Here is a 26,230-nt window from a genome sequence, read left to right as displayed (position 1 = left end):
GATCGAGTGCCGGTTGCGTCTAATCCCGACCTCACTCGCAACGCAACGCCTCCCATGGATCTCCACCATTTCATGGCGGCGCTGCGCGGCCGCCTGGCATACCGGCATACACGCACCCGGCCGTACCCACACCATCGCGCGATCCACGGTCGACTCGATGCCGGCGTTCAACGCCACCGTCGAAACCGCACGCTTCAACCGCGAAGAAGCCGCTTTGCTCACGCGGCGTGCAGCGCGCGCAGCGCTTCGAACGTCACGATACGGCCGGCCAGCGCGCTCGCGGCAACCGTGTACGGACTGGCCAGCCATACGTCCCCGGGGCCGGAGCGCCCCGGAAAATTGCGGTTGATCGCACTGATCGTCACATCGTCCTTGGTGGCCGATTGACCCGGCCCGCAGTTCGCGCACGCACCGCAGCCCGGCATCACGAGCGTCACGCCGGCCTGCTCGAACGTGGGAAGATAGCCGCGTTCCGCGCAGTATTCGCGCACGTGCATCGTGCCGAACTGCAGGAACAAGCGTGTCGTCGGTGCCACGCGCATGCCGCGATCGACGCCCCACCGCAGCACTTCGTGATAAAAGTCGAAGTCCGCCTGCTTGCCGGCCGTGCACGATCCGCCGTAAGCCACGTCGATCGCGACGTTATCGGCCAGCCCGCTCACCGCGACACCGTTGCTCGGGTCGCCCGGCCGCGCCAGCATCGGCTCGATCTCGCGCGCATCGATGTGGATCACGTCGCGGTAGACGGCATCGGGGTCGCTTCTCATCCACGGCTCGAGCACGAAATCCACACCGCGACGTTCTTTCAGGAACGCAACGGTCCGCGCATCGGGTTCGACGATCCCCGTGAACCCGCCCAGTTCGGCGACCATGTTCGTCAGCGTCGCGCGCTCGTCGACCGGCAACGCGCGCACGGCTGAACCGCCGTATTCAAATACCAGGCCAATCGCGCCGCCGGAGCGGATCTCGTCCATCTGCAGCAGATAGAGCACGATGTCTTTCGCCGTCACGCCGGGACGCAGCGCGCCGTCAACCTCGATCCGCAACGTTTCCGGAATCCGGCAGCGAACATAACCCGTGACCCAACTGTTGGCGATCTCGGTGGCGCCGGCGCCGAATGCCAGGCTACCCAACGCACCCGCGTGCGGCGTATGCGAATCGGTGCCCGCGACGATCTGCCCCGGCAACGCGTACTGCTCCGCCATCATCGAATGGCAAATGCCTTCCGAGCCGGGCGCGTCCGGCAACGCACCGTGTGCGCGCACCGGGTAATCGCGTGCGAATTCGCTGTGCCCGGCGACGAGATTCGCGATCCCGGGCAGCAGCCCGTCTCTCACGTGCGGAATGCTCTGCCGCGCAAGTGCGAGATGATCGTGGAACGCGATGATGCGGTCCGGATCGTGCAGCTGCGCCGGTTTGCCGAACGCTCGGTGCATCAGATACGCACACATGCCGGTGAAGTAGTCGTGGCTGAAGCGCCAGTCCGCGGCGACGAAAACGCCGTCTCCTCGCGATGCCCCCTGCATTTCCGGATGAAGGTGGCGTGCGAGAATCTTCTCGACGAGCGTACGCGGCCCGTGCGCCGCGCCCGCGCCCGCGTCGGCCGGCACGGTGCGCTCGTCCGCGTTCGGCCATCGGACGGTCTTGCTGTAGGCGAGCAGCCCGCCGCTGCGGATAATCCGTTGCGTGAGCGCATCCCGGCCCTGCAGGAACACGTCGATCGGGATCGCTTCACCCGCGAGCAGGCGGTCCAGCACGGAGAAATCGGTCGTGGTGAGGATGCCGATGTTGTCGCAGTTCTGCTGGTAGATCCGCTCGAAGCTTTCCGCGACGATCAGGCGGATGCCGGCCGACAGTTCGGCCAGCGGTGCCGATTCGCGCGACGAGCCCTTGCCGTATCGCTTGCCGGCCACGGTCACCTGGAAGCCGCCGTCACGCACCGCGTGATTCCCGATCGGTAAGCGGCCGCCCGCCTTGAAGCCGACGTACGGAAACTCGCCGAGCCGCTCGTCGTAGGTCAGCATGACGGTGACCGGCGTGATCTCGTCGGTCGACACGTCATCGCGCAACGCACCGGCCTCCTGCCGCGTCAGCGCGCGCCCCGCGAACTGCGCATCGATCGTGTCCGGATCGCGAGTCAGGTACAACACCTTCCCCGTCAGTCGAAACGTATCTTCCATAAGTGCTCCTCGGTTGCATTCGGTCATCGGTGGCGCCGGGCAGTCCACGCTGTCGGCGGCGGTCGCTTACGGGTCGGCGTGGGGCAGGCGTACGGCAAGCCATGCCTGCACCATCGCGGCGATCCGGTCGGAATTGCGGTCCAGCATCAGCATGTGGGAGTTGCCATGGATACCGTGCGCGGGCAGCGACAGCGTTTCCAATCGCCCGCCCTGCTCCGCCAGCGCCCGCTCGTAGCGCAACGACACGCGGGTCAAACCACGCCAGAACGCCGATCCGTCCAGGTTGTCACCCCATACAAACAATTGCGGGATCGCGGCGATGGCGTGCAGGTCGGCCTGTTTCGTGTCGGGCATACCGGTCGGCTCGAGCGCGACGATGGCGCGGATCTTGTCGGGTGCGTGCAATGCGGCCACGAACGCAAAATTCGCGGCCTGGCTGTGCGCGATGACGACGCACGGGCATACGCGCTGCACGAGCGCGTCGTAGGCGGCCTGGGTCAATGCGTCGTTGGTGGCCCAGCGCGGCACGAACTGCTTGCTGAACGCATCGAAAGCGTCGACCGGAAACTGCGACTCCGGGTAGGCCGCGCGCGACGCTGGCGTATCCGAATAGGACGGCCCGATCCTGAAGAGCAGCCATGCTTCCCGCTTCGACCGGAAGAACGGCTCGTCCGGATAGAGATCCGGGTAACGCGCCCACGACGCCCGCCCGCGCTCCACGGCATCGCTGACATACACGTCGTAGCCCGCGCGCAGGAAGGCCATCTGCCAGCCGTCGCGCCCGTCCGGCGTCGTCTCCCAGTTCACGCCGGTCAGGCCGCCGCCGTGCCACAACAACACGGGCAACGCCTTGCGCGGATGGGCGAGCTTCACGTACTGCACATACATCTGGCCGACTTCGAACGTGCCGTTCGGGTCGACGACGGTCGGCGGCGCCCCGGGCGAGAATACGATGCTGCGCGACGGCAGGCCGGACAGCTCTGCCGCATGTCCGCCGATATGGAAACTGCCGATCGACGCGACCTCCAGCGTGCGCGCATCGCTGCGATACGTCGCCGTCGAATCGGCCGGCGTGTCGGCACAGCCCGTCAGCGTCAGACAGCCGGTCGCCGCGATCGACATCGCACCAAGCCACCGCATGCACGCGGCGAGCGCCGTTCGCATGCGGTGCGCCCGCCGGTCGATGTCGCCCCTGACGGGCACGCGCGCATGACTCACGGTGTGGCCTCGCCGGTGTCGACCGCCCGGTTCGCATGGAACAGCGCGCCCAGCGCAAGCAGGTACAGGCCGCTCAACCACAGCATCAGCGCCTGAAAGCCGGCATCGGCGAGCAGATAGGCACCGATCGCGAGCAATATCCCGTTGGCCACCCCGAAGTTGCGTTCCATGCGCGCAAACATCGCGACCCGCGCAAGCGGGTCGAGCGCCGACAGGTCGAGATTCGCCATCGTCGCCGGCCGCACGCCGCCCGAGCCGAGACCGAGCAGGCTGATGCCGACCAGCCCCGACACGAAATAGTCGATGCCGTGGTAGGCCAGCACGTCGCTGCACCCGAGCACGAGCATGGAGCTGAACATGCAGGCGAGCGTCGCGATCATCAGCGCTTTCACGCCGAAGCGTGCAATGAATCCGTTCACGGCCAGTGAAGTCGCGAACGCAGACAGCGTAAACAGGCCGAGCACGGCGCCGAACAGAAGCGGATCGACATCGACCATGATGAAATAGAACGGCAGGAAACCGACGAACGGTGCGAGGGTGAACGCGCGCGACAACGAGTAAAAGCCCATCCAGAAACGCTGTCTCGGGTCGAGCACGGCCGCCTCGGTCGCCGCTTCCGTTGCCGGCCGCGGCTCGGCCCGCGGCTCGCGAATCATCAGCACCAGCAGCGTCGACGCGATGCTTGCCGCGAGTGACGCATAGAACGGCCAGAACGGCTGATAGTCGAACAGGATGCTGCCGGTCGATCCCGCCACCAGCGTCGCGATGAACATCTGGCTTTGCGAGCGCGTCTGCGTGCGCATGAACAGCGTCGCGTCGCCGGCCGCGCCCGCCAGCGTGCGCAGCAGGCTTGAATCCGTCGACAACGCGACGCTGAATCCGGTGCCGCCGACGATCTGCGCCAGCACCAGCAGGTTCATGTCGACATCCGCGAGCCGCGTGCCGGCGAGCAACAGCACGATTCCGCCTGCCTTCATGGTTTCGCCGGCCGCCACGACTTTTTTTTCCGACATCACGCCGAGCAGCTTTCCGCCGAGCCCCGACGTGACGGTCGTCACCAGCCCGTAAATGGCCAGCAGTGCAATCACGCGATACAACCCGAGTTCCACCAGGTAAAGGTGGAGGAACAGCACCGGCAAATGGAAGTACAACCGCGAGACGACCCGGTACAGCACGAACAACCGGATGTCGCGGAGGCCGGGCGGCGGAGTCGGGACCGGATCGCTCATCGTCACGCGCAATCGCTAGGCGATCACGATGTCGCCCTGGCGCAGGACTTTCAGCGTACCGTCGAGCAGCGATACGATCGTGCTCGATTTCGTCGTCGTCGGCTTGCCGGGCGCCGGCGGGACAATGAAGTCGACCGCATCGGGAAAGGTCCGCGTGGCGAGATCGTAGTCGATCAGGCAATCGTGCTCGACGCCCGAGAGATTCGCGGAGGTCATCGCGAGCGGCCGTCCGAACGTTCCGATCAGTTCATTCAGCACCGGATTCCGGTTGCAGACGACCGAGATGGAATCCTCCTTCAGGTAGCGGTGATCCGGCGCGCGTGCCGACTTCGGCAACACGAAATTCAGCGGCCCCGGCCAGAACCGTTCCATCAGCGTGCGCACCGTATCGGCCTGCTCCGCTTCGAGACTCGCATATGCCCACAGCTCCTGCGGGTCGGACACGAAAAGCGTCAGCGGCTTCTTGACGTCGCGCTTCTTGATCTCGTACAGACGCGCGCAGGCGCGCTCGTTCCACGGATCCGCCGCGAACGCATAGTTCGTGTCGGTGGGCACCATCAATACGCCACCGTTTTTCAAGACCTGCGCGGCATGTGCGTTGGGTAACATGAATCCAGTCTCCTCTGGTTGAAGTCGTGGGCAGCGCGGCGACTCGCCGTCGCCGCGACATGCGCGTCAGATGCTCACCTCGACGCTGCGGCCGGCCAGGCAGTACTGGCTCGGCTGCAACGCCCGCTTCCAGTCGACCCGCACACGCACCGTGACCACCTTGACCGGCAGTTGCCGGCGAGCGATTTCGGGCGGCGGTGCCGCGACGTACTGGCCAACCGTCACGCGGCCGGAGCCTGACCGGACCGTCTCGATCACCCCCGTCCAATGTCGCGCATCGTGCGACAGCGACACCTTGACCGGCGCGCCGACCTTCAGGTCGCGCACGTCCGATTCGTCGAAAAACGCATCGACCCACACGTCGTTGCAGTCGATCAGTTGCATGATCGGCGCCCCCGCGGTCAGCGCTTCGCCGCTCTGCGCATCGAGCGACCAGACGACGCTCGGCCGGTCCGCGACGAGCGTTGCCATGCGCTGACGCGCGTATTCGGCGCTGACGCGGGCCAGCTCCTCGTTCGTCGACGCGCCAAGTGCCTTCGTTTCCTGCAACTGCTGACGCAGATCGACGAGTTCCAGCTCCAGTTGCCGGTTGCGCTGTTCGGGCTCGCTCAGCGCGCGCGGTCCGTCGAGTTGCAGGCCGACGCGTGCCGCGGCGTACGTGGCCTCGCTCTGGCTGACCTGTGCGCGCTGCGCCTGCACCTGCGCGACGCTCACCCGCGCATTCGCGATGCTGCGGTCGTATCCGGCGCGACTCAGGTAGCCTTTCTCGAACAACGCGGTGGCGCGGCGCATGTCGGCTTCCGACAACGCCGACATTGCATCGAGGCGAGAAAGCTCCGCATGCGCCTGCGCGATCTGCGCCCCCGCGTAGCGCGCCTGCAGCGTCTGCTGACTGCGGCTTTCGCTGCGGTACTGATCCTGCTGCTGTTGCCGATCCGCGATCCGCAAGGCGAGGCTGCGCTCGCGTTGCGCGAGATCGCTGCTCTGCACCTTCAGTTGCTGCTCGAGCACCCGCAACTCCGATGCACGCGGGTTCGACAGGTCGCCGGCAATCGTCGCGACCGGCTGCGACGCTTTCGCCAAATTGCCGACCTCGACACCGGGGACGAACGACAACGTCCCCGCAATCGGTGCCCGCACGACGATGACGGTGGCATTGATGAACGCCTGCTTGCTGGCTGGCCGCTTCAGCCACCACCAGCCTACCGCCAGGATCGCGACGATGATGGCGACCACGGGCAACGCACGCTTCCACGCCGCCCGGGCCGAATCGACGTGGAGCGCTACCCACGATTCGCGACGCATCGTGCTTCCCCTTTTTCTCTGGTTGGATTCCGTGCGATCGAGGCCCGGGCGCTCAACGTCCGTAGTAGGCGGTCGTCGACGCGCTGTCGATCGTGTTCGCGTGAATCAGGAACCGGGCGACCGCGTTCGGCGTGGTCCCGTCGATACCCAGCTTTTCGACGGACAACGCGTGCAGGGTGAACACGTATCGATGCGGTTCCGCGCCCGGCGGCGGGCATGCGCCGCCGAAGCCTTGAACGCCGTAGTCGTTCGTGCTCTGGATCGCGCCGGCCGGCAGCAGGCGGCCATCCTTCGCGCCGCTGTTGGCGGACAATCCTTCGGTATCCGGAGGAATGTCGAACGCAACCCAATGCCAGAACCCGCTGCCCGTCGGCGCGTCCGGATCGTACAGCGTGATCGCGAGACTCCGCGTGCCGGCGGGCACGCCAATCCAGCGCAAGGCCGGCGATCGGTTGTCGCCGTCACCGCCGAAATCGTTGTACTCGTGTGCCTTGGCGAGCTTGCCCTGCTCGGCGAATTCCGGCGAAGTAAGGCTGAACGTTGTCATTTTTCTGTCCTGTTCTAACGGTTGCGTACGGATTCGGATTCCGCCGGCGGCATCAGGCCAACGCGACGCGACGGGCCCGGCTTTCGATGCAGGGCCAAGATAGCACGCACCCGTTTTCCTTCGAACAATTGGATCGCCAGTACGTCGATTGTTTCTCCCAGAGGACAATCATTTCGCCAGGGAGTCAACGCTCGGCAGGCGCTGCAGGCTGTCCGTTCTGCGTTAGAGTCCGGAGCAAACGGCCCTCGAACGGTCGACGCTCAGGAGGCCTCATCGCATGACCGGACGACTCTCGACATCCCTGAAAGCCTGCGCGCTGCTCGTGCTGGGCGCGTGCGCGCAAGCCGCGTATGCGACCGACCTGATGAGCGCGTGGCAGGACGCGCAGGCGAGCGATCCTGGTTACGCCGCCGCGCGCGCTCAGCGAGCGGCGGGCGTCGAGGCGTTGCCGCAGGCACGCGCGGCGCTGTTGCCGCGCCTGCAGGCGGCGCTCGGCGTCGGATCGACCTGGGCGAGCGTGTCCGACCTGCCTCGCCAGGAATACACGACCAATGGCTATGGCGCGTCGCTCGTCGTACCGGTGTTCCACTGGGGCGACTGGCAGGGTTACGAGATCGGCAAGCTGAAGGTCGCGCGCAGCGAGATCGTGTTCGAGAAGGCCAGGCAAGCCCTGATGATCGACGTCGCGCGCGCGTACTTCGACGTGCTGCAAGCGCAGGATCAGCTCGCGTTTTCGCGCGCGCACGAGGCGGCACTCGATGAGCAGCTCAAGATCGCCCAGGCCGCCTTCGACGCGGGCACGCAGACAGTCGTGGATCTCGATCAGGCGCGTGCCGCGCTTGACCTCGCGCGGGCCGAGCGAGCCGGTGCGCTGAACGACTATCAGATCCGCACCGAACGCCTGAACAAGCTGGTCGGCCATCCGGTCGGTTCGCTGGCCGCATTGCCCGACGATGCGTCGGTATCGCCGCTCGCCGCGGCCGATCTCGACCAGTGGACCACGCTTGCGCGGCAACGCAACCTCGACGTCGCGACTTGCGAGATCGACAGCGAGATGGCCAGCCGCGAAACCCGCCGCGCGCAGTCCGCCGACCTGCCGACAGTCGATCTGATCGCCACCTTCAACCACAGCAGCCAGGGCAACTCGCGATACATGTACTCGGCGACGCTGCCCAGCCAGAACGGCATCGGTGTCGCGGGCGGCGCCGGCAACTCGTCGGTGATCGGCGTGCAGATCACGATCCCGATCTTCACCGGCGGCTACGTGCAGAGTCGCAAGCGCGAAACGCTTGCGCTCGAAAGCCGCGCCGGCAACGCGTTGCTCGATGCACGCGAAAACGCGGTCCTCGATGCACGGCAGACGTATCTGTCGTTGCTCAACGGGAGAGACATGATCGCGGCGCTGCGCTCGGCGGTCGTCTCGACCCGGACCTCGACCCGATCCGCGAAGACTGCCTACGAGATCGGCGATCGCACCAGCACCGACGTGCTCATCGCCGAGGACAAGCAGTATCGGTCGCGCACCGCATTCAGCCGCGCCCGCTACGACTACATGCTGCACTGGCTCGAACTCTCCCGTGCCGCCGGACAGTTGACCGACGCCGAACTCGCGAACGTCAACGCGCTGCTCACGACGTCGTTGCCGTCCGCGACGTCCGTCCGTTGAACCCGTCGGCGGCGCGGCCGGGTGACGCCCCCGCCCGACGCGTCACGCCGGTTCGAGCGAACGCGTACCAACCGAAACCCGACCCGTCAAACGAAAACGGCCGTCTGTCGTGCGGATGCATCGACAGACGGCCGGCGATCCGCCGGGCCGACGGCCCGGACGGATGGATCAGGCGGTTTCCGGCACGCGCGCCGGAATCTTGCCCACCAGGCGCGCGTAGGCGAACAATCCGCCCGCATCGACGATGTTGGCGAGCTCGCCGACCGGCTCGATCGGCGCACCCGGCCGGCCGTCGCCGATTCGGACGACCTGATCGTCGACCGAGATCTCGATGATGTCGCCGGTCCTGATCCGCTCGCACAGCCGTTCTTTCGACGCGACCGGCAGCAATTGCCCCGTCGATACGCAATTGCGGAAGAAGATCCGTGCGTACGACTGCGCGATCACGGCCCTGACACCGGCCGCGCCGAGCGTGACCACCGCATGCTCGCGCGACGAGCCGCAGCCGAAGTTCTGCCCGGCGACGACGATGCTGTACGGCGACTTGCCAAGCGCCGGATCGATGAACGGGATCGAACCTTCCGGCAGCCCGCACATCGCGAGCGACGCGAGTTGAGCGTACCCTTCCGCGCTAGACGGATTGATCTTCAGATACTCGGCCGTCAGGATCTGGTCGGTATCGATGTTGTCGCCGAGCACGTAGGCCATGCCCCGAATCGTTTTTTCGGTCATCTGTCGGGTCTCACAAAAATGCGTTGGGATTGACGAGCCGGCCGGCCACCGCGGCCGCGGCCACCGTATAGGGGGAACCGAGGTAGATATTGGCGCGCTTGTTGCCCATGCGGCCGACGAAGTTCCGGTTGGTGGTGGATGCCACCGACAGCGGTTCGTTGACGCGGCCGAACGTGTCGGCCGGGCCGCCGCAGCACGCCGCGCAACTCGGCTCGGATGAAAGCGTGACGCCCGAATCGGTCAGGATCGAGTAGATCGACGTGTCGCCGATCTGGGTCGTCACGATGCCATGGAAGACTTCCTTCGTCGCCGGCACGGCAAAAGTCGGCACGGCGACCTTGCGTCCTTTCAGCACCTTCGCAGCGGCGACGAAATCCTCGAGCTTGCCGCCCGTGCACGAACCGATGTACGCCTGCTCGATCCGGATATCGCCGACGTTGTCGACGCTGTCGACGTTGTCCGGCGAATGCGGTTTCGCGACGAGGGGCTGCAGCTTCGATACGTCGATGTCGAGTACGCGCGCATACCGTGCATTCGCGTCGGGCGTGATGACCTCGAACGGGATGTCGTTACGCGCGGCGAGATAGTCGAGCGTTGCCTGATTCGGCACCATGATCCCGTTCTTCGCACCGCATTCCACGACCATGTTGCAGAGTGTCATCCGCTCTTCGACCGACAGCGCATCGGTGACTTCACCGCCGAACTCGATCGCCTGATACGTCGCCCCGTCGATCGTCAGTTCGCCGAGCACGGCGAGAATCAGGTCTTTCGCGAGGACATGGCGCGGCAGTTCGCCGTGAAAGTTGACGCGGATCGTGTCGGGTACCTTCAACGGGATCTCGCCCGTGCCGAGCGCGAATGCGGCGTCCGTGATCCCGAGGCCGACCGCGAAGGTGCCGAACGCACCCGACGTGACCGTGTGCGAATCGGTGCCGAGCAACACTTCGCCCGGCCGGTTGTGGCCCCCTTCCGCGAGGCCGATATGGCAGACGCCGCGATACTTCGGCGTCCCGACGTCATAGAAATACTTGATCTGCTGCTCGCGCGCGAACTCCCGCATCACGCGGACGTTCTGGTTGGCAAGCACGTCGGCCGTATAGATGAAGTGATCCGGGATCATCACGAAGCGCGCCGGATCCCATACGCGCGCGTCGGCGCCGAACTCCTTCTTGAAGATGCTGATCACGCCCGGCGAACACGGGTCGTGCGACATCAGGATGTCCACCTTGGCCCAGATCACCTCTCCGGGCGTGATATGCGTCCGACCGCTCGCCTTCGCCAATACCTTCTGGCTCAATGTTTGTCCGTGGTTCATGCTCACCCTTTTTCTGGCATTGGGATATCGGCGCGGCCTCGATGAATGCATCGCCGTCGTATGCAAAAAAAGTAACACGGCACGCATACAGTCGAAAACAAATCGTTTATATTTCGAGCGTTTGTTTCCATGGAGAAACGAAGTGAATCAGCTCGATCAACTGAATTCGATGGCGATCTTCGCGAAGATCGTCGACACGTTGAGCTACACGGAGGCGGCGAAAGTGCTCGGCCTGTCCAAGTCGGCCGTCAGCAAGGAGATCAGCCGGCTGGAAACCGGGCTCGGGGTCACGCTGCTGAAACGTACGACCCGGCGTATCGAAGTCACGGAGGTCGGGCGCACCTATTACGCGTACTGTTCGCGATTGCTCGCGGAAGTGCGCGGCGCCGACGCGTTCGTGCGCCAGTATCACGAAGAGCCGATCGGCAATCTCCGTGTCGTCGCGCCGATGACCTTCGGCAATCACGCGATCGTGCCGACGCTGTGCCGTTTTATCTCGAACAACATCCACGTCCAGGTCGACCTCGAGCTGACCGACCGGATGGTCGATCTCGGCGAGCAGAACATCGACGTCGCGATCGTGATCAGCCGCGACAACCCGGAGCAGCCGGGCACCAACACGCACGCGTTGACCGACATCCATTGGGGCATCTATGCGTCACCGGATTACATCGCCGCACACCCGCCGGTCACGCGCCCGGAAGATCTCGCTCGACACCCGTTCCTGCTGTTTCGCGGCCCCGCGCACACGACCGCGCTGCAGTTGCGGCAGGGCAAGCGCCAGCTCGAGACGCGCGTGCGCTGCATCCTGCGCTCGAACAACAGCGTCGCGCTGCTGAACGCGGCCGTCGCCGGCGTCGGCGTCGCCTACCTGCCGCGCTACGTCGTGCGGGACGCCATCGCCAGCAACGAGCTGGTTCAGCTGCTGCCGAACTGGGCGTCCGAAGTGCGCACGGCCTACGTGCTGTATCGCGAAGACAATTTCCTGTCGCCTCGTGTCCGGATGTTCGTTCAGGATCTCACCCGCTTCTTCGCGACGGAAATGCGCGCGCTCGGCAACTAGTCACACGCCGGCCAATCGACGCCCGTCGCGCGTCGATTGGCGCCGCGCTGCCTCACGCTTCCCTGTCTCGCAGCCCCGCCTCAATCCCCCCTTCCTCGCATTCGCTCGTCCGGGTCGCTCGTCGATCAGGCATGCGTACGACTTTTCGTCGCGCCGATTCGGTTCAAGAGTTTCCCATTGGAAACAATTCAACGCCCACAAATGTTCGAGTAACGTCTCCAGCAATCCGGTGATAGTCTGAACTCCAATAAAGCGCGCCACGTCGTTGCGCACCAACCACCCACAATGGAACCTGAGAGATAAACCAGATGAAGACCATCAAACGGATCGAAACTTTACGATTCCATTAAAAAGCAGTCCTTAAATTATCAAATTTAAATATTCAATGTTTGTTTAAAAACAGACTGCTTTTGCACGCCTGTCGCCAGGAGAACGTTCCGTTGGCAAGGAACCGGCTCGCCTGCGACCAGAAATTCTCGAATACGGAAACAAAGAATTCGGTGCCCGTCATGAACCCTCATGCCGGGCGCGATGTAGTGTTCCCGCCCGGCCGGGCTGGAAATTCGCGTTGAAGTTTCTTACCTTATCGAGGATATTATGAAGTCGACGTTTGAATTTTCCGACCAAGAAAAAAGCGACCTATCGACCGCGCTACGAAAAATCGATAAAAGCCCCTACCAGGATTACTCGGGGTTTCATCGCGGTATCGGCGCCTTGGTCGAGAACGGCAGCATTCCGGTCTTCTTTCTGAACGTCTGCGAAACCATCCGCAACGAACGAACCGGCCAGAAGCGCTACGCGCATCTGCTGCGCAATGTCCCGCTCGACGACACGATTCCGGTCTTCGATCAGAATGATCCGGTCCAGGACAAGTACGCGAAGAAGAAATCCTACGTGGGCGAGGCGCTGCTCGAGTTGTTCGCCCAACTGACGCGGACCCCGCTGCTCGCGTACCAGACCCGCAACAACGGCGACTTCTTCCACGACGTCTACGCCCACAAGAAATATAGCCAGACCCAGACCCAGAAAACGGACGGCGAACTGTTCTTCCACAACGACCGCACGGCTCACCCGGTGCGGGCCGACTACCTCAGCCTGCTCGGCATGCGTTGCAACGACGCCAATCGCATCTACACGGGCTTCCTCGACGGCCGCGCGCTGCTCGATCACATCAGCGAGGCGCATCAGGCCTTGTTGCGCGAACCGCACTTCATCACGCCGTACGACGAATACTCCCGTGATTCGAACCTGAATCAGACGGTGTCGGACCGGCACGTGATCCTCGAGAACGCGCACAGCTTCCGTTATTACGACACGCGTACCACCTACGCCCCGGGCGCGCCGCTCGGCGCAATCGACGCACTGCTGTCGCTGAAAAACGCGATCGTGAAAGCCAACAAGGAACGCGTGCAGATCCGCACCGGCGACTTGTTCTCGTTCGCGAATCAGGATGCGCTCCACAACCGCGAACTGATCGAGGTCAACGATCACGAAGACGCGCTCAAGCGCTGGCTTCTGAAGACCTACAGCTTCCGCGACGACGCGAGCATGCACCGCTTCGACCACTACTTCGCGGAACAGCCCGGCCTCGTCCGGGAATCGGCCGCCCTCGCCTGATTTTCCAATCGACTGCCGTCGCGGTCGCACCCTGCCTTGCATCGCCAAGGCCGGAGTGGTTCGTCACGCGCGTACCGCGCGCGTGACGCAGCACGCCCTCGCCTATCCGGCGATCGGCGTCCCTGCCGCTCCTTCGTCCCACGCCAGTCCCCTCGGTCTTTCGTCATGCGTGACGCAGTAATCGTCACGCATGCCGCCAACGGCACAGGTCTCTCATCATGCATATCCTGATCATTCCCGGCGCGAATCGCGCCGCCCCGCTCGTCCGTCACGTGATCGCGCTGCTCGACGATCTCAAGTCGCGCAACGGCGCGCTCGACTACACGTGCGTCGACGCGGGCACGCCCGATGACGGCGCGTATTCGGCCTGTTTCGAATCGGACATCGTGCTTGCCACACCCGGCGCGAGACATGCGACGGCCGTCGCCGCATTCGCCAAGGTAGCCGGGCTGCATACCGAACTTCATGCGATCTCCATCCCGGCGGAGCTGAAGCGGTTTTCTCCCGTGTCCGCGCGGCATGCACGCGCAACGGATTGCCTGATTCTGGGCGATGCGTCGCGCGGCACGAAGAACACGCATACGAGCGGCGTCGTCGCGGGCGAACGCGAGCTCGTGGGCTGGTATACGCAGCGCTATACGGAGAGCGACATCCGTCGCCTCGCGCACCGGGCCTTCAGGCTGGCCGGCGCTCGCTCACGACGCCTGACCTCGGTCGACCGGTCGGATCGCCTGGACGTGATGGGGATGTGGCGCGACATCGTGTCCGAGACCGCGTTGCAGTACCCGGACGTTCAGCTCGAGCATCTGCTGGTCGAGCAGGCGATCGAGCGGTTCATCGTCGAGCCGGACGGCTTCGATACGGTCCTCGCAGGCGGCGACCTCGCGCCGCTGCTGGCCGCGCACGCGAGCGCACTGACCGGCTTTCCCGGTCTGCTCACCCGTGCCCGCGTGGGGGACGGCCCGGCCGTGCTGTACGAGATCGGCCTGCCGGTGCACATGGACCTGCCGGCCGGCCTCGAGGTCGACCTCGAGGCGCGCGCGGCTGCAAACGCGGTGTCGCTGCTGCTTCGCCACCCGCCGCAAGACGCGATGCCGGACCGTCCGGCGTACCCGCCGCAGATCCTCGACGCGATTCCGTCGCTACGCCACTGAATGCACGCGGCAACCGGTCACTTCCGGCCCGCTTCCTGCACGGAGAATTCGACATGTCCCCCGCCTTTTCATCATCGCCGACGCATCGGCCGGCCGCGCTCGAGCGCGCGTATCGAACCGCGACGCTACACATCATCCCGATCCTGTTCATCTGCTACATGTGCAACTATCTCGATCGCATCAACGTCGGCTTTGCCAAGCTGCAGATGCTCGATCAACTCCGAATGAGCAACACGGCGTTCGGGATCGGTGCCGGCGTATTCTTCGTCGGATATGTGTGTGCAGGCGTGCCGAGCAGCCTGGTATTGCGCCGCGTGTCGCCGCGCCGCTGGATGTGCATCCTGATGCTTTCATGGGGCACGCTGTCGGCCGCCCTGCTGTCGGTGAAGACACCCGCATCGTTCTATGCGCTGCGATTTCTGACCGGCGTGGCGGAAGCCGGCTTCTTTCCGAGCATCGTGCTGTATCTCGAGCAATGGTTCTCGACCAAGCATCGCGGCCGGGTATTGTCGCTGTTTCTGGTTTCGATTCCGGTGTCAGGCGCGGTCGGCGGACCGTTGTCCGGCTGGATGCTCGATTATTTCGCCGGCGGTCGCGCCGGCCTGTCCGCGTGGCAGTGGCTTTATCTGCTGCAGGGCGCGCCGACCGTCCTGTTCGGCATCCTGCTGCTGTTCGTGCTGCGTGATCGCGTCGAACAGGTGTCCTGGCTGACTGAGGCCGAAAAGCAGATGGTCCGCGAGGATCTCGACAGAGACGCGCGCACGCGTGCCCTGCCCGCACACCCGACAGGCTCGACGAGCCATGTGCTGTTCGACCGAACAGTCCTGTCGCTCGGCTTCGTGTACTTCTGCATCCAGATGGGCGCCTACGCGATGAACTTCTGGCTGCCGACGATCATTCACGCGCTCGGCGTCACGAAGCCGGGCCAGATCGGCCTCGCAAGCGCGGTGCCCTATCTTGCGGCGAGTATCTCGATGGTCGTCGTCGGCCGTTCCGCCGACTTCCGCCAGGAGCGCCGTCTGCATCTCGGGGTGCCGTTGTTGATCGGCTTTCTGGGACTCTTGCTCACGGGCGGCGCGGGCGGCGACATGATCCTGTCGATCGTCGGCCTGACGCTGGCGACCGCAGGCACGCTGACCGGCATCGCGATGTTCTGGCCATTCACGTCGTCGCTGCCCAATCGCCCACCCGCGGCCGGAGTCGCACTGATCAATTCGCTCGGGCAGATCGCCGGCTTCGTCAGTCCGTATTTCATCGGTTGGGTCCACGATACGATCCATTCGACGACGCCGGCACTCTATATGCTATCGAGCCTGATGGCGGCAGGTGCGCTGTTGATCGTGCTTCGACCGGGTCCCTCGCACGTCGTCCCCGGTGCGTCGACGCTGGAGACCGAATAGGCACGCGCGACCGGCGGGCCGACGTGAAAAAGTCGGGCCGGCGGCGGCGATCGGTCAACCGACGGCGGGCCGCATCTGGCCCGCCGTCGATAGCGAGATGCGCCAGCAACGCGATCTCGTCGAAACGATCCGGCGTGTGTCCGGGATCATCGCGGCCGCGTCGCGCGCGGTCGAGCTGACTACCCGACATGCTCTCGATCCTCGAGGCTGCTTGCCGGGCGGCCATTTACGGCCGCCCCGCCGCAGCAGGTCAGGCAGCGGGGTCCGGCAGGAAACCCGCATCGATCTCGATCTTCGACAGGTGCGCGACCGTGTTGACGAGCGTCTTGCCGGCCACGGCCATTGCAATCGCCACCGCCGCGCGGCGGTCGAAGCCCGCCGCCTTCAGCGCGTTCACGTCGCTATCCGATACCTGCGTGCGCTTCGATGCGATGGCTGTCGCGAACTGGCGCACCGCTTCGAGCTTCGGATCGGCAAGCGCGCTGCCGGTACGCAACGCGTCGACCACGTCCGCGGCGGCACCGAGCTTGCCGGCCAGTGTCGCGTGGACGGCCACGCCGTAGTCCGCGGCATTCACGCGGCTCGCGGCCGCCATTGCGACCTGCTGCGCCACCGCATCGAGGGGCGTCGCACCGAGAGCATGGAGCCACTGCAGGTAAGCCGACAGCACCGGCGGTTCGACCGCAAGCGCGTGGCCGAGATTCGGCACGAAACCGAATACGCCGCGCATCGCGTCGAACAGCGGCTGGGCCTCCGCCGACGCAGACACGTCGTCCAGTCCGCCAAACAGCGCCTGACCTTGTGCGACGTCCAGCGTGCGCGCGAAGAATGCGCGAATGATGCCGGCCACTTCGTCCAGATGCGACTCGAGCGGGAAATGACCGCCATCGACGAAATGCACCTCGGCATCGGGGATATCGCGCTTGAACGCCTCGGCTCCCGCCGGCAGGAAAAACGGATCGTTCTTGCCCCACACCGCCAGCGTCGGCGGACGATGCGTGCGGAAGTATTCGTGGAAGCGCGGATAGGCCGCGACGTTCGCCTTGTAGTCGGCGAACAGGTCGAGCTGGATCTCGTCGTTACCCGCGCGGTCGAGGAAGTGCTGGTCGAGCGTGTAGCTCTCCGGCGCAATGTGCGACGTATCCGCCTCGCCATGCCGGTACTGGAACTGCGTGGTGCCGGCCGTCAGGAAACCGCGCAGTTGCTCACGGTTCGCATCGGACGGGTTCTGCCAGTAAGCACGCATCGGATTCCAGCCGTCGCTCAGGCCTTCCTCGTACGCGTTGCCATTCTGCGAGACGAGTGCGGACACGCGATCCGGGCGCGACGCAGCCAGACGGAAGCCCACCGGCGCGCCGTAATCGAAAACGTACAGCGCGTAGCGCGTCAGGCCGAGCGTGTCGGTAAAGCGCTCGATCACTTCCGCGAGATGGTCGAAGGTGTAGCCGAACGCCTTCGCTTCCGGGGCGTCGGAGAAACCGAAACCGGGCAGGTCCGGCGCGATCACCCGGTACTTGTCGGCGAGACGCTCGATCAGCCCGCGATACTGATGGCTCGAAGTCGGGAAACCGTGCAGCAGCAGCACCGCGGGCGCGTCCTTCTGGCCGGCTTCCCGGTAGAACAGATTGAGGGCCGAGCCGGTACGACGATCGGCGACGGAGGCGGTTTGATAGGTCACGCGTGTGGACATCGAAAATCTCCTGGATCACGGAATGAGGCGTCGGCCTGAGTTTTCTGTACCGAACGATCGGTACAGTACATCCGGAAATGATGGTCGTCAAGGTTGATTTAACGAGCAAGGCAACTTACCCTTCCGCTTGTACCGAACGATCAGTACTTTTTTGGAAGCGAAAAGATCTATGGCCACCGCTCAGGCATCGAAAGACGAAATCATTGACCGGCTGTTCACGGTGTTCCGGGATCGCGGCTTCGACGGGGCGTCGATCGCCGATCTGTCGCGCGCAACCGGTCTCGGCAAGTCGAGCCTCTATCACCACTTCCCCGAGGGAAAGGAGCAGATGGCCGAGGCCGTGTTGGAGCGCGCGACAGCGGTAATCGACAGCGAAATCCTGAACGCGGCGCACTCGTCCGGCACGCTGAAAGCCCGCATTCGCAAAATCGTGGCCACGCTGGATCAGATGTACGTCGGTGGGCGCGCCCCCTGCGTGCTCGGTCAACTCGCCACGGCCAACATCGGCTCGGTTGCGAAACAGGGTTTGTTGCTGGCGTTTTCGCACTGGATCGACGCCATCGAAGCCCTGGCGCGTGAAAGTGGCATGTCGCCGGCGCGGGCGCGGCATTTCGCGGAGGACTGGGTCGCTCGCCTGCAAGGGGCACTCATCCTGCAGGCGGCAAACGGCGATCTCGGGCCGTACAAGCGGGCCATGGCCGCGTTGCTCGAACTTTCGAAGGAAGGCAGGGAACACGCTCCGGAGTAGGTCTCGTCGCCAGCTTCCGATGGCGTCTGGTGATTCCGGGGCGACATAGGGCATCGGCGGGCGAATCGCACGCATTGAACGGCCTTTTTCCATGCGCGGCATGTGACGCTCCGGCTTACCTTTCAGATATTTCCAGAATCAAACCGGACGACTCGCCCATGCCGCGTCGAGATAATCGTGTCCCGGTACATAAGGCCTCAGTAGAAAGGGATGACGCCGTGTCAGCCCGTCCGCGAAGAAGTACCAGTCGCCAATGGAGCGTTGATCCGCTTCGTACGTCTTGTCGCGGGGAACGCGTCGCTGGATCCGGGGCCACAGGTCGGCATGCAAATCGCGCCATCGCGACGGTCTGCCGTTGTCGATCGCCGGGATGAACGTCTTGATGCTGTAGCAGTCGTCTCGCACTTCGCCAACAAATACGCCTTCTTCGCACGCGAGCCCCAACTGCAACCATTTGTCCCGGTAGATCCACGGCTGCAACCAATAGATATTTGCCATGGCGGTATAGAGGCGTGTGCGGATCTCGTCCTCGCCGGTTCGGCCCGTCCGCTGAATGATCCGTTGCATTGCATGCTGGCTAACCTCGATCCGGTACATGAGACCGTCTTCCGGCCGCACAGCCGACGAACAGACGAAGAAGAAGAAATCCAGCCCGCCAGTGGCGCCACGTTGCTCGAACAATCCGCAGTACATGGTCATTTCGCCGAGGCGTATCAGCGGAAACGTGATCAGGTGCTTGTCGAGTTCCGGCTTCAGCACACGTTCCATGTAGCGGAATGCCTTCCTGCCGCTCATCCCGGGCCGCCACTGCTTTGATACCCGCTTTATCGCGCCATCAAATACCCTGGAAAACGCGAACTGAGACGTCGCATCTGAAATGACTCTTGCTCGTCCGTTCGCTATACGCGGATCAACGAAGCGCGGATGGTCCATGATTCATCGGGTCTCTGCTGCATGCAGTCGATCTGCCAGATCGGCCACAACGGGGAAGTCGATGTGGGTTTTTGCCACTTCGTCGAGGTCGTGGGTGAAGACATTCACGGCGGCGAGTGCAACGATTTCGACGCTCGGTGCGTCGTCGTAGCCCGCATGCCTCACTGCAGCGATGTCGGCATCGCCGAGATGACCAAGCTGCTTCGCTACCAGGCGCGACCATCCAGCGGATTGCATCAATAGAAGCGTTCCGACCAACCACGCGCGCATAGGGAATTGCGCGTGGCCAGAACGGAGCAGCCAGCCATCGAGGCCAGGCAGCCGGACGCTTCATAGGACGCCCGGACCACCCGGACTTCAGGCGGCCTGACGGGCCCGCGTCCGAAGCGGCGGGAACGTCGCGTCAATGTCGGTCTTGAACGTGTTGTTGAAGAGGTTGGTGATGAAGCTGAACGCGGTCTCGGCGACGATGTCGACGATCTGCTCGTCGGTGTAACCCGCGGCACGTACGGCTTCGACATCCGCGTCTTCGATGTGACCGCGCGACATGGCGATCTTGTAGGCGAACTGCAGCGCGGCGTCGGCCTTCGGATCGGTCGAATGGCCGTCGCGATTGAGCTCCATGTCTTCCGGCGTCAGCCCCTGCAGCTTGGCGCCGAGGTAGGTGTGGGCCGACAGGCAGTAGTTGCAGCCGTTCACTTCGGCGGTCATCACGTGGATGCGCTCCCGGGTCTTGTGACCGAGGCTCTTGCCGAGCGCGCCGTGCATGTCGGCGATCGCCTTCAGTGCGTCGGGGGATTGCGAGATCAGGGCGAAGAAGTTCGGGATCACACCGAGAACTTTCTCGTAGTTCGCGAGGATCGGTTGCGCTTTGGCGGGAGCGGCTTCTTTCGAGGGGATTGCAAGGCGGGCCATGAGATTTCTCCGTTAATCCGAGCCACCGTGGCTTCGGTAGGAGAGATAGTAGTGACTTCCACCCAAAACAATAATTGGCTATTTTCGAGAACCGACATTCCATCCAGTGAAAGTATTGAGGAATTGGAAAGAGCGCACTCCTTGGAGCGAACGCTCGTCAGGCCTTACCCAGCTCCGACATCGCCGAGCGCAACCGGTCGGTTGCGAAGTCGAGGAAGACTCTCATCTTGAGCGGCAACAGCCCGCGCTCTCCGTGGACGAGACTGACAGGAATCGACTCGACATCGAACTTCGGAAGGACGTGGACAAGCTCCCCGGTGCGGAGCGCGGCATCGCAGTGGTAGCGGTACACCCTCGTCAAACCGGTGTGACGGAGCGCCGCCTGTACCGCTGCCTCGGCGGTGGTCACGGACAGGCGCGGAGTGATGTTGACGTTGAAATCACGTTTGGTCGACGGATCCCGAAACCACCATGTTGCGGTGGAAGGGCCGGCGAAGACAACGCACGGAAGCTTTTCCAGATCGCTCGGGTGTTTTGGTTTGCCGTGCGCAGCCAGCAGGGCCGGCGAAGCGCACACGAGTGTATCCATGGCGCCGACACGCGTTGCAATCATGTTGCTGTCCGGCAGGGTGCCGATGCGAACTGCCATGTCAACGTGGTCATCGTAGAGATGAAGGTTCCGATCCGAGAGAACCAACCGGACGTTGATCTCGGGATAGGCAGCCAGGAAGTCCGTGACGATGGGCAAGATGTACACATGGCCGAACAGCACCGGCGCGGTGAGCACCAGCTCTCCCCGTGGAGTGGTGTACTCGCCAGCCGCGGCGCGTTCGGTTTCCTCGATGTCTTCCATGATGCGTCTGGCAGACGCGACGTATGCTTGGCCGGCATCGGTCAAGGTCAGCTTGCGCGTTGAACGATGCAGCAATTTCGTGCCGAGATACGCTTCGAGTTCCGTGACCTTCCGGCTCACGGTCGGCAGCGGCATATTCAAGGCTTTCGCGGCCGCAGTGAGGCTACCTTTTTCGATCGTGAGCAGCACGATCGACATTGCTTCCAGTTTGTCCACTTAATCTTCCACCCAATGAAAGATGATCTATGGATATGAAATTATCATTTTTCTGGGTGAAATATCGGAGAAGGCTCTGTCCACGCTGGCCGGGGCCGGACGAAGCCGCGTAGTCGGAGTAGATGCTGGCCATAAAAACGACATCGGGGGATGCACCGGAATCTCCTGGTTTTACAAACACGTGTGGGCTCTCAGAAAAGGTGTCTTTGGCCCCGAAATTCTCAGAAAAGTCGTCTTTGGGAATGTCACGGTCCTGCCTAGGCATCCCGATGGAACTTGGCGGCCAGCGGCGCCATGAACGGGCGTTTCGGCGGCCTGCACCGCCGACACTGCTCGTGCCATATGGGTTCAACCTTGCTAGATTGCACGCGACATGTGAACAGTCCAGCGGTCGCGACCAACATCAGCCGATGTGGCTTCAGGGTCGTCACAGCTGCCAGTGCGACTTTAAGTTGGCCGGTCCACAGGCTAAATTCGATAACCACCACCGCAGGTGGCTCACGTACCTTTATGTACGGAGCGAGTGGACAAGTAACGCAGGATTTCCGAGACTCCAGCGCCACATATGTGCTCAATGTGAACGCCGCCGGCCGTAATGCCGGCGCATCCCTGAACGGCACGGCCGTAGGTGCGTACCTCTACAACGCTTTCGGGCAGCGTGTGCAGAAGGTTGCCGGCGCAGACACAATCCAATTCGTTTATAACAGCGAGGGACATCTTCTGCTGGAGGCAAATACTGCGGGTGTTCCATTGCGAGAGTACATCTGGCTCGACGATACGCCAGTGGCAATGGTCGATTCGACTAAGGCAACTCCCGCTGTTTACTACATCATACCGATCAGTTGAGCACTCCCCGTCAGATGACCGATGCCTCAGCGAACGTTGTGTGGGATAACCTGTCTGATCCCTTCGGCAACCCTGTCGCGGTACAAGGTACGACATGGGCGAACGTCAACTGGAGAGGATCCAATTGGGCGTCGACTCAGACTTCGCTGAGCAGCATCCCATTTCCGGGACAGTATTTCGATTCGGAAACCGAACTAGCTCAAAATTGGTATCGGGACTACGATCTGTCTATTGGGCGCTACTTGCAATCGGACCCCATCGGACTAGCCGGTGGCATTAACACGTACGCGTATGTGGGCGGACAACCAACTCGGTACATTGACTCGACGGGGCTACAGGTGACTATACCGATGCCCGTGCCTCCCGCTTCTGGCGGCCCAGTTGGCTATCCGCGGCGACAAAATGGTGGTGTTGATCCGTTCCCTGGGGCATCAAACTCGCCATCGTCAAGGCCTTAAGTAAACATTCCGCCAACCGTCTGTATCATTATGCCGTGGGCCTGTGCGGCAGTCAGCGTTGCGGCGGGCGATCCACCAAAGGACGCATCCGATCCAAATGGCGCAAAGGCACCGGGAAAACCGGGCGAAGCAGAAGGATTTTGTGAACCCAAGAAAGGTCCAAGGTGGGGCAAGTCATCTAATGGTCGGGGCTCGGGTTGGGTTGATGCGGACGGTAATATATGGGTTCCCACCGGTTGGGGCTCTGGCGCTCACGGCGGGCCGCACTGGGATGTACAAGCACCGGATGGTAGCTATGAGAACGTCTACCCTGGCGGAAAGCGCCGATAGTTAGACGGAGAGACCAAATGAAAATAGATTTTGAGTTATCAAAATTTTATTCGCCCGGCGATGAGGCACGCTTCTTTTCCGGGCTCAGGGATATAAGGCCCGTGAAGGATGTGACTGGCGTTGGAAGAGGAATTCAAGTCTGTCTTGACGCTCGCCTACTGAGCAGAGATTCACTATGGGATTTGATTTCTTTGCTTTGGCGATATCAAATACCTCTTCGTCCGTTAGCTGTCTTGTCTAAGAGTAAAAAGTTTTTATGGATAAAAGGAAAGCAGTTCTATTGGCACGAAAGCATGTTTGAGAAAGAGGGGGTGGACCCGGGCATTAAGTGACGTGAAACGGCGATTGAGCGTCGTCAATGCGGCGACATCGATCTGACACCATCGACTAAACATTGCGTCGTAGGCCGTCATTGCAAAATATTCCCCCAATCATTTTCTGCCTATCCACACGGGTTACATTCCCAACGCATGAAAGGTAGCCAATTATTCAAAGACAACTTATTGAGACTGCGGACATCTTTTCTGAGAGCCAACAAACACGCACCACACCGAGCCCCCAAGCAGCCCCCCGTACCGGCATCCATCCACATAACTGTATCGGTACTGTACAGAAAACCGTCGCTAAACTGACCTCCATCCCAGTCCAGAACAGAAATGGAGAATCCGCGATGGAATTCCTCACCCTCAGCGCGTTGCCCGCCGGCATGCTGTTCGCGCTCGTCACGTCGATCACGCCCGGCCCGAACAACACGATGCTGCTCGCATCCGGCGTCAACTTCGGTTTCCGCCGCACGATGCCGCACCTGTTCGGCATCAGCATGGGCGTCGCAATCCTGATGCTCAGCGTCGGCTTCGGCCTCGGCGAGGCGTTCAAGCGCCTGCCGCTGCTGTATACGATCCTCGAGGCCGCCAGCGTCGCGTACCTGCTGTACCTCGCGTGGCGCATCGGCACGTCGGGCGAGGTGAAGGCGCACGGCGCCAAGCCGCGGCCGATGACGTTCGTCGAAGCCGCCGCGTTCCAGTGGGTCAACCCGAAAGCCTGGATGATGGTGCTGACCGCCGCGACGACGGTCCGCCTGTCCGCCGACTACGGGATGAACGCCGCATGGATGTCCGTCGTGTTCATCCTGATCGGCTTCCCGTGCATCTGCCTGTGGGCCGCGTTCGGCCTCGGCCTGCGCCGCTTCCTGTCGAATCCCCGCGCGCTGCGCATCTTCAACGTGACGATGGCCGTGCTGCTGATCCTGTCTCTGTATCCGCTCGTCGCGCACCTGCTGCCGCAGTAAGCGCTCACGGCGCGCCCGTTGAGATTCGCGCAAGGCAGGCGTACCCTTTTGGTACGGGCGCGCGCAACCGCTTCGCCGGTTGCGCCGCAGCTGTCGGGAGACAAGCCGATGAAGCCACTGCTGAGGGCGGGCGAACACATCGAGGGCGTGCACTGGATCGCCGAGTATCACCCGCTCACGCACGATATCCGCGTGCTGCGCGAGAACATCGAAGTCGGCACTTACTGCGCGCCGCCGACACTGTTCGGCGACGAGGAAGAGATGGGCGCCGCGAACCACGACGATCATCGCGGCCGGGAGGCCGCGCTGCGCGCGTATCTGCGCAATTTCGTCAAGGAACACGACGCGGAAGAATAGCGGCCCGAGCGGTGCCGCTGGAAGCGGGGCCGGCGCAACGCACCGGCCCTTGCGTCGCTCAATGCCCGAGCGACTCGATCTTGCCGGCCGGCTGCGCGACGCCATGCGGCCGCGCCGTCTGCTTGATCAGCAACGCGATGCACGCGAGCACGCCCGCAACGGCGATCGTCGCGAACACGCCCGCGAACGAGAAGTGCCGGCGCGTCAGTTCGGCGACGAGGAACGATCCCGCGATCCCGCCGAAGCGGCCGACGCCGAGCATCCACGCGACGCCCGTGCCGCGCCCTTCGGTCGGATAGAACGCGGCGGCCAGCGCCGGCATCGACGATTGCGCGGTGTTCATCAGCACGCCGGCCACGAACACGATCAGCACGAGCAGCCCGACGTTGCCGGCCGCCTGCCCGATCGCGTACACGCTCACCGCCGTCAGCGCGTAACACACGGCGATCACGCGGTTCGCGTTGAAGCGGTCCATCAGCACGCCGCACAGCACCGCGCCCACGCCGCCGAGCGGGAACAGTGCCGAGATCAGCGTCGCGCTCTTCGGCGTCAGCCCCGCATCCTTCAGCAGGATCGGCATCCAGTTGATCGACGCGTAGAAGATCACGAGGCCCATGAAGTACGCGAGCCACAGCATCACCGAGCCGACGATGTACGAGCGCGACAGCACGACGCCGAGGCCCTTGCTGCCGGTTTGCGGCGCGGCTTCGGTCATCGCGAACGAGCCGGCGTTCAGCGCGTCGCGCGAGATGCGCGCGAGCGTGGCGCGGATCCTGTCGATGGACTGACCGCTCGCGACCATGAAGCGCACCGATTCCGGCATCTTCAGCAGCAACAGCACGCCGAGCAGCAGCGGCGTCACGCCGCCGAGCACCAGCACGCTGCGCCAGCCGAAATGCGGAATCATCCACGCGGCCAGGAAGCCGCCGAACGCGGCGCCAAGCGGGAAGCCGCAGAACATCAGGTTGATCACGGTCGCACGGCGCTTGTCCGGGCAGAACTCGCCCATCATCGTGACCGCGTTCGGCATCGCCGCGCCGAGCCCGACGCCGGTGATGAAACGCAGGATCGTCAGATGCCCGATCGTGTTCGAGAAGGCGGACATCAGGCACGCGACGCCGAACAGGAACACCGAGCCGAGCAGCAGCGAGCGGCGCCCGAGCCGGTCGGACAGCGGGCCCGACACGAGCGCGCCGCACGCGAGGCCGAACAGCGCGGCACTCAGCACCGGGGCGAGATCGGGTTTGGTCAGGTTCCATTCGCCGAGCAGCGACGGCGCGATGAAACCGATCGCGGCCGTATCGAAGCCGTCGAGCAGCACGATCACGAAACACATGAGGAACACGAGCCATTGAAAGCCGCCGAACGGCTGCTCGTTGATGAAGGTCTGGACATCGACCACGGGTGCGCGATTCATCGCGAGTCTCCTGGATATAGGTACGAGCAAGACGGCATGAAGCCGTGCCCTTTCTTTGTTCGCGCACCGGCCATCCGGTGCGCCGCGTGCCGATGCTCTGCCGGCACGTTCATCGATCCCGTCGCGCGACCCGCTTGCGACAGC

The 26,230-nt window shown here is 63.4% G+C and carries 26 protein-coding genes; 12 read left to right on the top strand and 14 right to left on the bottom strand.

Annotated features, from left to right (window positions below; all coding sequences use genetic code 11):
* Positions 1–218 precede the first annotated feature (218 nt).
* The 6 genes from AC0KUR_RS13410 to AC0KUR_RS13385 all read right to left on the bottom strand — a co-directional run bounded on the left by AC0KUR_RS13410 (position 219) and on the right by AC0KUR_RS13385 (position 7,088).
* Complete coding sequence (locus AC0KUR_RS13410; protein WP_049033758.1) at positions 219–2,180, bottom strand: aconitase family protein; 1,962 nt, start codon at positions 2,178–2,180, stop codon at positions 219–221.
* 66 nt (positions 2,181–2,246) lie between these two features.
* Positions 2,247–3,344 carry an alpha/beta hydrolase gene (locus AC0KUR_RS13405; RefSeq protein ID WP_226252429.1) on the bottom strand — a complete coding sequence of 366 codons (1,098 nt, stop codon included), beginning with the start codon at positions 3,342–3,344 and terminating at the stop codon, positions 2,247–2,249.
* A gap of 50 nt (positions 3,345–3,394) precedes the next feature.
* The gene (locus AC0KUR_RS13400) at positions 3,395–4,627 is read right to left on the bottom strand and encodes an MFS transporter (protein ID WP_034189790.1); all 1,233 of its coding nucleotides are present in this window, start codon (positions 4,625–4,627) and stop codon (positions 3,395–3,397) included.
* A gap of 15 nt (positions 4,628–4,642) precedes the next feature.
* Positions 4,643–5,236 (bottom strand): L-threonylcarbamoyladenylate synthase, encoded by a 594-nt coding sequence (locus AC0KUR_RS13395; protein ID WP_034189725.1) that lies wholly within the window; start codon positions 5,234–5,236, stop codon positions 4,643–4,645.
* Between the two features lie 66 nt (positions 5,237–5,302).
* A complete protein-coding gene (locus AC0KUR_RS13390) occupies positions 5,303–6,541 on the bottom strand; it encodes an HlyD family secretion protein (RefSeq protein WP_049033755.1) in 1,239 nt (412 codons plus the stop codon).
* 52 nt (positions 6,542–6,593) lie between these two features.
* Positions 6,594–7,088 (bottom strand): YbhB/YbcL family Raf kinase inhibitor-like protein, encoded by a 495-nt coding sequence (locus AC0KUR_RS13385; protein ID WP_034189727.1) that lies wholly within the window; start codon positions 7,086–7,088, stop codon positions 6,594–6,596.
* 277 nt (positions 7,089–7,365) lie between these two features.
* Here AC0KUR_RS13385 and AC0KUR_RS13380 point away from each other — a divergent pair, with 277 nt between their 5' ends.
* Positions 7,366–8,754 carry a TolC family outer membrane protein gene (locus AC0KUR_RS13380; RefSeq protein WP_034189728.1) on the top strand — a complete coding sequence of 463 codons (1,389 nt, stop codon included), beginning with the start codon at positions 7,366–7,368 and terminating at the stop codon, positions 8,752–8,754.
* A gap of 168 nt (positions 8,755–8,922) precedes the next feature.
* On the opposite strand, the gene AC0KUR_RS13375 is transcribed toward AC0KUR_RS13380, so the two are convergent.
* Positions 8,923–9,462 (bottom strand): LeuD/DmdB family oxidoreductase small subunit, encoded by a 540-nt coding sequence (locus tag AC0KUR_RS13375; protein ID WP_245169493.1) that lies wholly within the window; start codon positions 9,460–9,462, stop codon positions 8,923–8,925.
* 34 nt (positions 9,463–9,496) lie between these two features.
* Positions 9,497–10,801: a 3-isopropylmalate dehydratase large subunit gene (locus tag AC0KUR_RS13370; protein WP_034189730.1), complete on the bottom strand. Its 1,305-nt coding sequence runs from the start codon at positions 10,799–10,801 to the stop codon at positions 9,497–9,499.
* Between the two features lie 142 nt (positions 10,802–10,943).
* On the opposite strand from AC0KUR_RS13370, the gene AC0KUR_RS13365 reads away from it, so the two are divergent.
* The 4 genes from AC0KUR_RS13365 (at position 10,944) to AC0KUR_RS13350 (ending at position 16,035) form a co-directional block, all read left to right on the top strand.
* The gene (locus AC0KUR_RS13365) at positions 10,944–11,864 is read left to right on the top strand and encodes a LysR family transcriptional regulator (protein WP_034189731.1); all 921 of its coding nucleotides are present in this window, start codon (positions 10,944–10,946) and stop codon (positions 11,862–11,864) included.
* A gap of 714 nt (positions 11,865–12,578) precedes the next feature.
* Entirely contained in the window at positions 12,579–13,481 is a 903-nt protein-coding gene (locus tag AC0KUR_RS13360) for a TauD/TfdA family dioxygenase (RefSeq protein WP_226227098.1), read from the top strand.
* 218 nt (positions 13,482–13,699) lie between these two features.
* Entirely contained in the window at positions 13,700–14,635 is a 936-nt protein-coding gene (locus AC0KUR_RS13355; protein WP_473376004.1) for an isocitrate/isopropylmalate family dehydrogenase, read from the top strand.
* Between the two features lie 53 nt (positions 14,636–14,688).
* Positions 14,689–16,035, top strand: coding sequence for an MFS transporter (locus tag AC0KUR_RS13350; protein WP_473376003.1), 1,347 nt, complete (start codon positions 14,689–14,691; stop codon positions 16,033–16,035).
* A gap of 250 nt (positions 16,036–16,285) precedes the next feature.
* On the opposite strand, the gene AC0KUR_RS13345 is transcribed toward AC0KUR_RS13350, so the two are convergent.
* Positions 16,286–17,725: an alpha/beta fold hydrolase gene (locus tag AC0KUR_RS13345; protein WP_473376002.1), complete on the bottom strand. Its 1,440-nt coding sequence runs from the start codon at positions 17,723–17,725 to the stop codon at positions 16,286–16,288.
* A 169-nt stretch (positions 17,726–17,894) separates the two neighbouring features.
* Here AC0KUR_RS13345 and AC0KUR_RS13340 point away from each other — a divergent pair, with 169 nt between their 5' ends.
* Positions 17,895–18,473 carry a TetR/AcrR family transcriptional regulator gene (locus tag AC0KUR_RS13340; RefSeq protein ID WP_034189735.1) on the top strand — a complete coding sequence of 193 codons (579 nt, stop codon included), beginning with the start codon at positions 17,895–17,897 and terminating at the stop codon, positions 18,471–18,473.
* Positions 18,474–18,611: 138 nt separating this feature from the next.
* On the opposite strand, the gene AC0KUR_RS13335 is transcribed toward AC0KUR_RS13340, so the two are convergent.
* The 4 genes from AC0KUR_RS13335 to AC0KUR_RS13320 all read right to left on the bottom strand — a co-directional run bounded on the left by AC0KUR_RS13335 (position 18,612) and on the right by AC0KUR_RS13320 (position 21,390).
* Positions 18,612–19,406 carry a hypothetical protein gene (locus tag AC0KUR_RS13335; protein WP_124609194.1) on the bottom strand — a complete coding sequence of 265 codons (795 nt, stop codon included), beginning with the start codon at positions 19,404–19,406 and terminating at the stop codon, positions 18,612–18,614.
* Positions 19,407–19,409: 3 nt separating this feature from the next.
* On the bottom strand, positions 19,410–19,643 hold the full coding sequence (locus tag AC0KUR_RS13330) for a hypothetical protein (RefSeq protein WP_124609195.1): 234 nt from the start codon (positions 19,641–19,643) through the stop codon (positions 19,410–19,412).
* 120 nt (positions 19,644–19,763) lie between these two features.
* Positions 19,764–20,321: a carboxymuconolactone decarboxylase family protein gene (locus tag AC0KUR_RS13325; RefSeq protein ID WP_069705952.1), complete on the bottom strand. Its 558-nt coding sequence runs from the start codon at positions 20,319–20,321 to the stop codon at positions 19,764–19,766.
* A gap of 157 nt (positions 20,322–20,478) precedes the next feature.
* Entirely contained in the window at positions 20,479–21,390 is a 912-nt protein-coding gene (locus AC0KUR_RS13320) for a LysR substrate-binding domain-containing protein (protein WP_473376001.1), read from the bottom strand.
* Between the two features lie 510 nt (positions 21,391–21,900).
* Here AC0KUR_RS13320 and AC0KUR_RS13315 point away from each other — a divergent pair.
* The 6 genes from AC0KUR_RS13315 (at position 21,901) to AC0KUR_RS13290 (ending at position 24,669) form a co-directional block, all read left to right on the top strand.
* The gene (locus AC0KUR_RS13315) at positions 21,901–22,236 is read left to right on the top strand and encodes a hypothetical protein (RefSeq protein ID WP_473376000.1); all 336 of its coding nucleotides are present in this window, start codon (positions 21,901–21,903) and stop codon (positions 22,234–22,236) included.
* A 14-nt stretch (positions 22,237–22,250) separates the two neighbouring features.
* A complete protein-coding gene (locus AC0KUR_RS13310) occupies positions 22,251–22,694 on the top strand; it encodes an RHS repeat-associated core domain-containing protein (protein ID WP_226252435.1) in 444 nt (147 codons plus the stop codon).
* A 30-nt stretch (positions 22,695–22,724) separates the two neighbouring features.
* A complete protein-coding gene (locus tag AC0KUR_RS13305) occupies positions 22,725–23,024 on the top strand; it encodes a polymorphic toxin type 37 domain-containing protein (RefSeq protein ID WP_226252436.1) in 300 nt (99 codons plus the stop codon).
* Between the two features lie 17 nt (positions 23,025–23,041).
* The gene (locus AC0KUR_RS13300) at positions 23,042–23,356 is read left to right on the top strand and encodes a hypothetical protein (protein ID WP_367188907.1); all 315 of its coding nucleotides are present in this window, start codon (positions 23,042–23,044) and stop codon (positions 23,354–23,356) included.
* A 338-nt stretch (positions 23,357–23,694) separates the two neighbouring features.
* Positions 23,695–24,312, top strand: a complete 618-nt coding sequence (locus AC0KUR_RS13295; protein WP_049029386.1) for a LysE family translocator — start codon at positions 23,695–23,697, stop codon at positions 24,310–24,312.
* Between the two features lie 108 nt (positions 24,313–24,420).
* Positions 24,421–24,669 carry a hypothetical protein gene (locus AC0KUR_RS13290; RefSeq protein ID WP_034189741.1) on the top strand — a complete coding sequence of 83 codons (249 nt, stop codon included), beginning with the start codon at positions 24,421–24,423 and terminating at the stop codon, positions 24,667–24,669.
* Between the two features lie 58 nt (positions 24,670–24,727).
* On the opposite strand, the gene AC0KUR_RS13285 is transcribed toward AC0KUR_RS13290, so the two are convergent.
* Positions 24,728–26,086 (bottom strand): MFS transporter, encoded by a 1,359-nt coding sequence (locus tag AC0KUR_RS13285; protein ID WP_034189742.1) that lies wholly within the window; start codon positions 26,084–26,086, stop codon positions 24,728–24,730.
* Positions 26,087–26,230: the final 144 nt, after the last annotated feature.

It is taken from the genome of Burkholderia sp. YHN3-13, assembly GCF_055810675.1.
This window is presented reverse-complemented; position numbering and strand designations above follow the sequence as displayed.